This is a genomic window from Pseudomonas sp. P4_C4 (assembly GCF_056402055.1).
In genome coordinates this window covers 40,486-49,275 of sequence record NZ_JBFUID010000049.1, presented here as the reverse complement: position 1 = coordinate 49,275, position 8,790 = coordinate 40,486, and the positions used below count along the sequence as shown (strand labels likewise).

General features: G+C 57.6%; 9 protein-coding genes. 4 read left to right on the top strand and 5 right to left on the bottom strand.

The features are described from left to right. A partial coding sequence (locus tag AC1DXW_RS22820) for a LysR family transcriptional regulator (protein ID WP_477760482.1) occupies positions 1-413 on the bottom strand: 413 nt, incomplete at its 3' end. Positions 414-515: 102 nt separating this feature from the next. Here AC1DXW_RS22820 and AC1DXW_RS22815 point away from each other — a divergent pair. From AC1DXW_RS22815 to AC1DXW_RS22805, 3 genes are all read left to right on the top strand, one after another. Beyond that, positions 516-1,568, top strand: a complete 1,053-nt coding sequence (locus tag AC1DXW_RS22815) for an aromatic ring-hydroxylating dioxygenase subunit alpha (RefSeq protein ID WP_477760481.1) — start codon at positions 516-518, stop codon at positions 1,566-1,568. A 1-nt stretch (position 1,569) separates the two neighbouring features. Next, positions 1,570-2,526 (top strand): PDR/VanB family oxidoreductase, encoded by a 957-nt coding sequence (locus tag AC1DXW_RS22810; RefSeq protein ID WP_056723315.1) that lies wholly within the window; start codon positions 1,570-1,572, stop codon positions 2,524-2,526. 202 nt (positions 2,527-2,728) lie between these two features. Continuing rightward, positions 2,729-3,472: an alpha/beta hydrolase gene (locus AC1DXW_RS22805; RefSeq protein WP_477760480.1), complete on the top strand. Its 744-nt coding sequence runs from the start codon at positions 2,729-2,731 to the stop codon at positions 3,470-3,472. A gap of 124 nt (positions 3,473-3,596) precedes the next feature. Here the strand turns inward: AC1DXW_RS22805 and AC1DXW_RS22800 are convergent, their stop codons facing one another. The 4 genes from AC1DXW_RS22800 to AC1DXW_RS22785 all read right to left on the bottom strand — a co-directional run bounded on the left by AC1DXW_RS22800 (position 3,597) and on the right by AC1DXW_RS22785 (position 7,630). Continuing rightward, positions 3,597-4,619, bottom strand: coding sequence for a transketolase family protein (locus tag AC1DXW_RS22800; RefSeq protein WP_477760479.1), 1,023 nt, complete (start codon positions 4,617-4,619; stop codon positions 3,597-3,599). After that, complete coding sequence (locus AC1DXW_RS22795) at positions 4,616-5,464, bottom strand: transketolase (protein ID WP_477756422.1); 849 nt, start codon at positions 5,462-5,464, stop codon at positions 4,616-4,618. Before AC1DXW_RS22795 ends, AC1DXW_RS22800 begins: the two co-directional genes overlap by 4 nt. A gap of 17 nt (positions 5,465-5,481) precedes the next feature. Further along, a complete protein-coding gene (locus AC1DXW_RS22790; RefSeq protein WP_056723308.1) occupies positions 5,482-6,780 on the bottom strand; it encodes an MFS transporter in 1,299 nt (432 codons plus the stop codon). Positions 6,781-6,880: 100 nt separating this feature from the next. Continuing rightward, positions 6,881-7,630, bottom strand: coding sequence for an SDR family NAD(P)-dependent oxidoreductase (locus AC1DXW_RS22785; protein WP_056723307.1), 750 nt, complete (start codon positions 7,628-7,630; stop codon positions 6,881-6,883). 207 nt (positions 7,631-7,837) lie between these two features. On the opposite strand from AC1DXW_RS22785, the gene AC1DXW_RS22780 reads away from it, so the two are divergent. Beyond that, positions 7,838-8,752 carry a LysR substrate-binding domain-containing protein gene (locus tag AC1DXW_RS22780; RefSeq protein WP_056723421.1) on the top strand — a complete coding sequence of 305 codons (915 nt, stop codon included), beginning with the start codon at positions 7,838-7,840 and terminating at the stop codon, positions 8,750-8,752. The last annotated feature ends 38 nt before the right edge of the window (positions 8,753-8,790 follow it).

Here is an 8,790-nt window from a genome sequence, read left to right as displayed (position 1 = left end):
GTGGGTAGTTGCGATGTTCGTATTCGGCAATGAGGGGCCACCTTCTGAAGTTCTGAAATCAGCCGGGGCAAAAATACCAACTCGCCCATATCCGTCATACAAAGGCTGAAGACCCTGGTGGAAGACATAGGGCTGAAACTGGCCTGCGCCAACAGCCTGTGCTGTACGGCGGATACGATCTCCAGAACTGAATCCCCCATCTCCTCTGCGAAAGGCGTCGGCTTCATCGCATCGCCAATACGGACGAAGAGGGGGTCTTCATAAAACTCCCGGAGACGTCGTAGTGCATGGCTCATGGCGCTCTGCGTCAAACCAAGATGCTCTCCTGCTCGAGATACATTGCGCTCTTTCAGAAGCGCATCGAACGCTAGCAAGAGATTCAAATCGAATTTTTTACCATGAGTACCGCGCATATTCTGTATTAGCTCCATGATCTATGCGCATAGATGATCCACCGCTAGCATGGCGTCAGCAAGATAATTTCAACACCAAAAACAAGAAATGAGGTCGACGTCATGCTCGTTCGTAACGCTTGGTATGTAGCTGCTTGGTCGAGTGAGATCCCGGTCGATAAACTTCTCGCAAGAACGATTCTCAACGTGCCAGTGGTGCTATGGCGTGATACCAACGGAAAAGTGGTGGCTTTCGAAGACCGTTGCTGTCACCGAGGCGCTCCACTGTCGAAAGGGCGCCTAGAAGGCGATCAGCTTCGGTGCATGTACCATGGTCTCCTATTTGATACGGTGGGGCGCTGCGTCGAAATACCCGGACAAGAGCGCATTCCTCCGCAGGCTAAGGTGCGCACATTCCCAATTGTAGAGAAGCACAAGTGGATCTGGATCTGGGTGGGTGATGCCAGCCTGGCGGATCCGTCCCTGATCCCTGATACACATTGGCTGGATGACCCCGAGTGGCGAAGCCTGGAGGGTTACACCTATTACACCACCAACTACCTGCTGATCGCTGACAACCTGCTTGACCTCGCACATTTGCCCTACGTTCATCCGAACACGCTGGGCGGTGACGAGGCGTATGCGGCCTGCATACCTACGGTCGAAAAGCTGGAAAACGGCGTGCGAGTAACGCGTTGGGGTGAAGGAATCAAGCCCGCACCTTTTGTGCAGAAAGTCAAAAATTATCCGGGGTCTGTCGATCGTTGGAATATCTATGACTTCCTGCTGCCGAGCATCTTCCTGATGGATTCGGGAATGCAGCCCAGTGGGCAAAATGCCAAGGCGGGAAATCGCGTCAATGCGGCAGAGTTCCGTAGCACTCAGGCACTGACTCCGGAAACGGACGAATCCACGCACTACTTCTTTTCGCAGCCTCATAATTTCGCCATTGATGACCCCGAGGTGACGCTGGCAATCCACAACCAGGTCGTCACAGCGTTCCAGGAGGACAGCGATATGATTCATGCGCAAGATCGCATGTTGAAGTTGACTTCCGATTTCAAAATGATTCCGATCGGAGCTGATGCTGCTCTTTCGTATTTCAGGTGGCTGGTGGCGAATGCTTATAAGGCTGAGCAGGCGATAAGCAATCCCGTCAAGATCCAGGAGGTCTGAGATGAGCGACTGGAACCGCGTTCGAGTGATGGCGATCGTGAAAGCTGCTGACGCCATTATGGATATCCGCTTGCTGGCCTTGGACTGTCAACCTCTTCCTGTGGCCGACGCGGGCTCGCACATTGATGTTCGCCTGCCAAATGGTCTGATCAGGCAGTACTCCGTTCACCGGTACGATCCTTCGGACGGAAGCTACTCAATTGGGGTCGGATTGTCTGAGCCGTCACGGGGTGGCTCAGCGTTCATTCATGCACATCTGCGAGTTGGCGACCTGCTCGAAATTAGCGCGGTTCGCAATAACTTTCCGCTGGCACACGACGCAAGCACCTATTTATTTATCGCCGGCGGTATCGGCATTACGCCGATTCTTAGCATGATTCGTTGGTGCGATGCGAATGACAAACCATGGCAACTTCTCTATTGCGTCCGATCCCGGTCCCGGGCTGCTTACATCGAGCATCTTCCTCGTGGCGGAAAATTAGTATTTCACTCGGATGACGAAATGGCCGGTCGTCCCGATCTGCAGGCGTTTACTCGACAAGCAAAGGCAACGGACCACCTCTATTGCTGTGGGCCGTCACCGCTCATGAATGCGGTACGGGATGCCGCACAGGCTTACCTGCCTTCCGGCCAGGTGCATTTCGAGTTGTTTAGTGCACCTGAGTCGAATGCACCTGAAAAGGAACAGAACAAAAGCTTCGTAGTGGAACTTGCTCGCAGTGGCATGGAGTTAACCGTGCCAGCTGATACCAGCCTTCTAGATGCACTCGAAGAGGTGGGGATAATGGTGCCTTATTCCTGCCGGGAGGGCCTTTGCCGTACCTGTGAGTGCCGGGTGCTAGCGGGTGAAGTTGATCATAGGGACTATGTCCTCAGCGATGAGGAGCGTGCTTCCAATGCGGTCATTCTGCAGTGTGTTTCACGTGCCAAGTCATCAAGGCTGGTGCTTGATATCTGACTGACACTCCACGTCACTCTTTGATTGGTAGGCAAGAATGAGTAGTTGTGAACTGAATGCTATTCGTAATGAACTGCTCTCTCGAAGAGAAAATCCTCCTGGGTCGCTGCAGCAGGCTCGTATAGGTTTTGACCACTTGTGCAAGCGTTTTTCGCCTCCGCCTGATTGCAGCTCCACGGCGTCGACACTCGGTGGAGTTCCTGTGCGGAAGTTAACCTGTGTGGATTCCCAGCGCTCTTTGCTCTATGTCCACGGTGGTGGTTTCATGGTGGGCAGCGCTGAAGGTTTTGAGGGAATCGCCGGCACGCTTGCTGCCGGTACATCTTCCACGGCTTACGTGGTTGATTATCGACTGACACCTGAACATGCATACCCTGCTGCACAGCAAGATGTTCTGACTGCGTATGCGGCGTTACTCGCTAATTGCGAAGGAGCAAACGATATTGCATTGGTGGGGGATTCGGCGGGAGGCCATTTGATCATGGCCGCCCTGATTCACGCCAGGACCATGGGAATGGAAATGCCAGGTTGCGTGGTGCTGTTTTCTCCTTGGCTGGATCTGGCTCTTGCCGGAGAAAGCATCCATACCAAGATTGCAGTGGACTGCTTTCTTACACCTCAGAAGTTGCAAGCCAGTGCTGACGCCTACCTGGGAGATCAGGTCGAGACTGCTATCTTGGAGGCTGACCTGCAGGGGTTGCCGCCAATGATGATTCAAGTGGGGGAGTGTGAAATCCTTCTTGATGATGCAGTACGTCTGGCGAGAAACGCTGGATCAGCGGGCGTGGACACCAGGCTGGAGGTATGGCCCGGTATGTTTCATGTCTGGCAGGCATATGCGCCGGTGCTCTCCGAGGGGCGTGAGGCGCTCGCCGCTGCCGTCAATTTCATAAACGGGGTGCTGGTACGGCAAGGGGCGTTGGCGGTTGACTCTCGTTGCAGGTGATTGCTTTGAGCTACCGAATCAGGAAGCCCGTCTGGTTTCATAGTCATGACGTTAGAGGCTGAGGAAGTTTACTAACTTGCATCGAGTTGAACGGCACCTGGGGGCAGGTGCCTTTGGAGTGCGGTTACAGCCAACCTTTAATCTGTGCGCAAACGGCTTGAGTTGAGATTCCGTAACGATCATGCAACGTCGGCAGGGCACCTGCGTCAAGGAACGCGTCGGGCAAAGCAATCTGCCTGAAAGTTGGCGTCACTCCGTTACGCAGCAGCACCCCTGCAACGGCCTCGCCAAGACCGCCAATGATCGAACTGTTTTCTGCTGTGACCACCAGCCGACCTGGCTTCCTTGCCTCGGCAAGAATGGTTTGCACATCCAGGGGTTTGATCGTCKGTACGTGCAGCACGGCGACATCGACGCCGTCGGTTTGCAGTGCCTTGGCGGCTTCCAGTGCGCGCATGGTCATCAGGCCGGTGGAGATGATCAGAACGTCGTTACCGGTGCGCAGGGTCTTGGCTTTGCCGATCTCGAACTTGTAGCCGTACTCGTCCAGCACCAGCGGCACATTGCCGCGCAGCAAACGCATGTACACCGGCCCCTGATGCGCGGCGATGGCGGGCACGGCCTGTTCGATTTCGAGTGCATCGCACGGATCGACGATCATCAAGTTAGGCATGGCGCGGAAGATCGCCAGGTCGTCCGTAGCCTGGTGGCTTGGGCCGTAACCGGTGGTTAGGCCGGGCAGGCCGCAGACGATCTTGACGTTGAGGTTTTCCTCGGCGATGGCCATGCAGATGAAGTCATAGGCACGGCGCGAAGCGAACACCGCGTAGGTGGTGGCAAACGGCACGAAGCCTTCTCGGGCCATGCCGGCGGCCGCGCTCATCAGCAATTGCTCGGCCATGCCCATTTGATAGAAACGGTCGGGATGGGCCTTGGCGAAGATGTGCAGGTCGGTGTACTTGGACAGATCGGCGGACAGCCCGACGATGTCCTGACGCTGATCGGCAAGCGCGGCTAATGCATGTCCGAAAGGCGCCGACTTGGTGGCTTGGCCTTCCGAAGCAATGGAGGCGATCATCGCCGAGGTAGTCAGACGCTTCTTGATCGGCTCGGCAGTCGAAGTCGGAGTGTTTGCGGCATTGCTCATTGGTTTTTTCCTTCTTCAAGATTGTTCAGTGCCAGATCCCATTCGTGCTCTTCCACGCGAATGAAGTGCGTCTTCTCGCGGGTTTCCAGGAAGGGCACGCCCTTGCCCATTTTGGTGTCGCAGATGATCACTCGTGGCTGGGCGCCGGGATGATGGCGAGCGGCATCGAATGCCGCGACCAGTGCATCGATGTCGTTGCCATCGACGCGCTGGGTGAACCAGCCGAACGCTTGCCAGCGATCGACAATGGGTTCGAACGACAGGATTTCGCTCGAATAGCCATCGGCTTGCTGATTGTTGACGTCGACGATGGCGATCAGGTTGTCGAGCTTCCAGTGCGCCGCCGACATCACGGCTTCCCAGGTCGAGCCTTCATTCAGCTCGCCGTCCGACAGCAGGTTGTAGACGAAGGAGGCCGAGCCTTTGCGCTTGAGACCCAGGCAGGCACCGACAGCGATGCCCAGGCCCTGACCCAGCGAGCCCCCGGTGATTTCCATGCCCGGGGTGTAGGCGGCCATGCCCGACATCGGCAGGCGGCTGTCGTCCGAACCGTAGGTTTTCAGTTCATCGAGCGGGATGATTTTGGCTTCGATCAGGGCGGCATACAGCGCAATGGCGTAGTGACCGATGGAGAGGTAGAAGCGATCACGTTCCTCCCATTCCGGGTCCTCAGGCTTAAGATTCAACGCATGGAAGTAGGACACGGCCAGCAGGTCGGCCGCCCCGAGGGCCTGGCCGACATAACCCTGGCCCTGGACTTGCCCCATGCGCAGCGAGTGACGACGAATATTGTGGGCGCGCTGCGCCAGACTCTTGCTTGAAGCGTGTGAAGACTGGGTTGTCATGATGAAACTCCGTTAACTCAACGATTGACCAGGGCGGCGGGAATGCGCAGGACCAGCAGGGCGCCGCTCACCAGCACACCGGTGATCAGGTACATGCCGATGGCGCTGGAGCCGGTCTGTGTGGTGATCCAGCCGATCAGGTAAGGCGAGCAGAACCCGGCGAGGTTGGCGAAGCTGTTGATTGCCGCAATGCCCGCGGCGGCGGAAACGCCCCCGAGCAATGTGGTGGGCAGCATCCAGAACAGCGACGTCGCCGACAGAATGCCGGACGCCGCCAGGCACAGGCTCAGGATGGACAGGACGATATTGCCGCCCAGCAATGCGGCGAGGGTCAGGCCGAGTGCGCCGGCAATCATCGGGGCGATCAGGTGCCAGCGTCGCTCGCGGTGTTTGTCGCCACTGCGACCGACCAGCAGCATTGCCACGATGGCGCAGAGGTAGGGCAGGCTGGTCAGGAAACCGATGTGCAGCGGATCGGAAACCCCGGCGTTGCGTACCAGTGTCGGTAGCCAGAAGGTGATCGCGTACTGGCCCATTACAACGCAGAAGTAGATGCCTGCGAGCAACCACAGACGACGGTCGCGAATAAACTCGCCCACCGACGCATGGGTGATTTTCTGCTGGTCATCCTCGGCCAGCTCGCGGCGGATCAGTGCTTTTTCGTCGTCATCGAGCCAGGTGGCTTGATGTACGCCATCCTTGAGGTAGCTCAGTACCAGCAAGCCGATAAGAACGGTGGGCACAGCTTCGAGCACGAACATCCATTGCCAGCCGGCCCAACCGTGCAGGCCGGCAAAGTGGTTCATGATCCAGCCGGAAAGAGGGCCACCCACCATGCCCGACAGCGGAATGGCGATGAACCACAACACGGTCATGCGTGCACGGCGGTAGGACGGGAACCAGTAGGTCAGGTACAGCAACAGGCCCGGCGCCAGGCCGGCTTCGGCAATGCCAAGCAGAAAGCGCAAGGCATAGAATTGCCAGGCAGTTTCGACGAAGGCGAACAGGGCCGAGACGATGCCCCAGGTGATCATGATGCGGGCGATCCAGACCCGAGCGCCGACCTTGTGCAGGATGATGTTGCTCGGCACCTCGCAGAGGAAGTAACCGATGAAGAACATGCCCGCGCCCAGTCCATAGACTGTTTCGCTGAGGGCCAGGTCGTTCATCATTTGCAGCTTGGCGAAGCCGACGTTGACCCGGTCCAGATACGCGCACAGATAGCACAGCATCAGGAACGGCATCAGGCGCCAGGCCGTTTTACGGTAGGCGGAGGAGCGCACGGTCGAAACCGCTTCGAGCGACAGGGTTGTCATGATGGTTCGATCTCTTGTTTTTATTGACCGCCAGGGCCCGAGGCCCGGCTGCATCGTCGATCCAGAACCGCACGGGCCGGGCAGGCCCGCCCAGGTGTACTCAGTGAATCAGCATGCCGCCGTTCACATCCAGGGTGATGCCGGTCAGGTAAGAGGATAGGTCGCTGGCCAGGAACAGGGCCGCATTGGCGACGTCCTGAGCTTCCCCCAGACGCCCCAGGGGGATGCCGTCGATGATCGCGTGGCGACGGTCGTCCTGCATCAGGCCGCCGGTGATGTCGGTGTGGATCAAGCCGGGGGCGATGGAGTTGACGCGCACCTTGTCCGGTCCCAGTTCCCGCGCCATGGCTTTGGCCAGGCCCAGCACACCCGCTTTGGCGGCACTGTAGTGAGGGCCGCCGAAAATGCCACCGCCTCGTTGCGCGGAAACCGAGGACATGCAGACGATGCTGCCGCCGGACTGCTGGCGCATCAGCGGAATCACTGCCTGGGACATGAGCAGGGTGCCGCGCAGGCTTACGTCCAGCACCTTGTCGTAGTCCGAAGGGCGAATATCCAGGGTTTTGAGAGGCTGGGTGATGCCAGCATTGTTGACCAGAATGTCGATGCGACCGAAATGCTCGATGATTTTCGCGACGGCCTGCTGAACCTGTGATTCATCAGCGACGTTGGCGGCCAGACCCAGATGGCCTTCGCCCAGGGAGGCGGCGGCATCGCGGGCGGCGGATTCATCCAAGTCGAGGATCACAACCTGTGCGCCCTGTTGCGCGAAGGTGGTCGCTGTCGCGCGGCCAATGCCACGTGCGGAGGCTGCACCGGTGATGATCGCGACTTTGCCTTGGAGAAGCATGGGAGTACCTCATTGTTCTTATTGGAGAGTGCTATTGGGTCGATCCGTAGCGAATCGATGACTCAGCTTGTGCTCCACCCCGTTCCTGAGCAATAACGCGAACTTCACTGGGTACTGAAAAAAATTCAGCACTCGTCATTTTTGCAGTTGGATGGTTGAATGGCTCGATGCCCGGCTCAGGCTATTTACAGCGGAAAAACCATCACCATGCGTTCAACCGGCGAAGTACCCCCGACACTGCCACCCCTGAAAGCCATTCAGGCCTTTGAGCAGACAGCGCGCTTTGGCAATGTCGCCCGCGCTGCCGAATTGCTGGACTTAACGCCTTCGGCGGTCAGCCACCAATTGGCCAAGCTTGAGGCGATGATCGGGCGACAGCTGTTTTTCCGAACCGCCAGAGGCGTGACCCTGACGCCGGTGGGCGAGCAGTACCTGACCGAGGTGTCCGGCATCCTGCACAGCCTTGCCGTGGCGACCGAGCGCGCGACCAGTGACTTCAGCCTCGATTGCCTGCGCTTGCACTCATCGCCCAGTTTCGGACTGCTGTGGCTGATGCCGCGTCTGGAGCAATTCCGCCAGAGTCATCCTGACATCCAGCTCAACCTTTCGTGTTCCTATGAGTCACTGCACTTCAGCCGGGACAAGATCGACGTGGACATCCGCCACGGAATGCCCAACTGGCCCAGTTTCGAAGTGCGCACGGTGCGCAATGAAAAAATCGCGGTCATGGCTTCTCCCAAACTCCTGGAAAAACGACCCATTCATGCCATTGCGGATTTGCTGGACTGCAACCTGATTCTGTCGGAGGCGACGCTGATCAAGTGGCCACAGTTGTTTGCACAACATGGTTTATCGCGCCCTGAAAAGCCTTACACACTGAGTTTTGACCGTTCCTACATGACGCTGGAGGCAGCCAGCCACGGGCTTGGATTTGCCCTGGAAAGCACACTGCTTGCGCAGGATTATCTAGCGCGTGGAACGTTGGTCGAGGTAGTGCCGCAGTTGAGTGCGGCAATCACTGCACACCACCTGGTTTTCCCGAAAGCGCATTCCAACTTCCCAAGGGTCAGAAGATTTCTGGAGTGGATGCAGGCGGAGTTGGGGCATGACTTCAATTATTGAACTGGATGTCATTACACGCCGCATCTCATCAGATTGCC

What these genes read in the sequence shown, in the direction of transcription:
- AC1DXW_RS22815 (WP_477760481.1), top strand. Translation starts at nt 516, where the DNA reads ATGCTCGTTCGTAACGCTTGGTATGTAGCTGCTTGGTCGAGTGAGATC.
- AC1DXW_RS22810 (WP_056723315.1), top strand. Translation starts at nt 1,570, where the DNA reads ATGAGCGACTGGAACCGCGTTCGAGTGATGGCGATCGTGAAAGCTGCT.
- AC1DXW_RS22795 (WP_477756422.1), bottom strand. Translation starts at nt 5,464, where the DNA reads ATGACAACCCAGTCTTCACACGCTTCAAGCAAGAGTCTGGCGCAGCGC.
- AC1DXW_RS22790 (WP_056723308.1), bottom strand. Translation starts at nt 6,780, where the DNA reads ATGACAACCCTGTCGCTCGAAGCGGTTTCGACCGTGCGCTCCTCCGCC.
- AC1DXW_RS22785 (WP_056723307.1), bottom strand. Translation starts at nt 7,630, where the DNA reads ATGCTTCTCCAAGGCAAAGTCGCGATCATCACCGGTGCAGCCTCCGCA.
- AC1DXW_RS22780 (WP_056723421.1), top strand. Translation starts at nt 7,838, where the DNA reads ATGCGTTCAACCGGCGAAGTACCCCCGACACTGCCACCCCTGAAAGCC.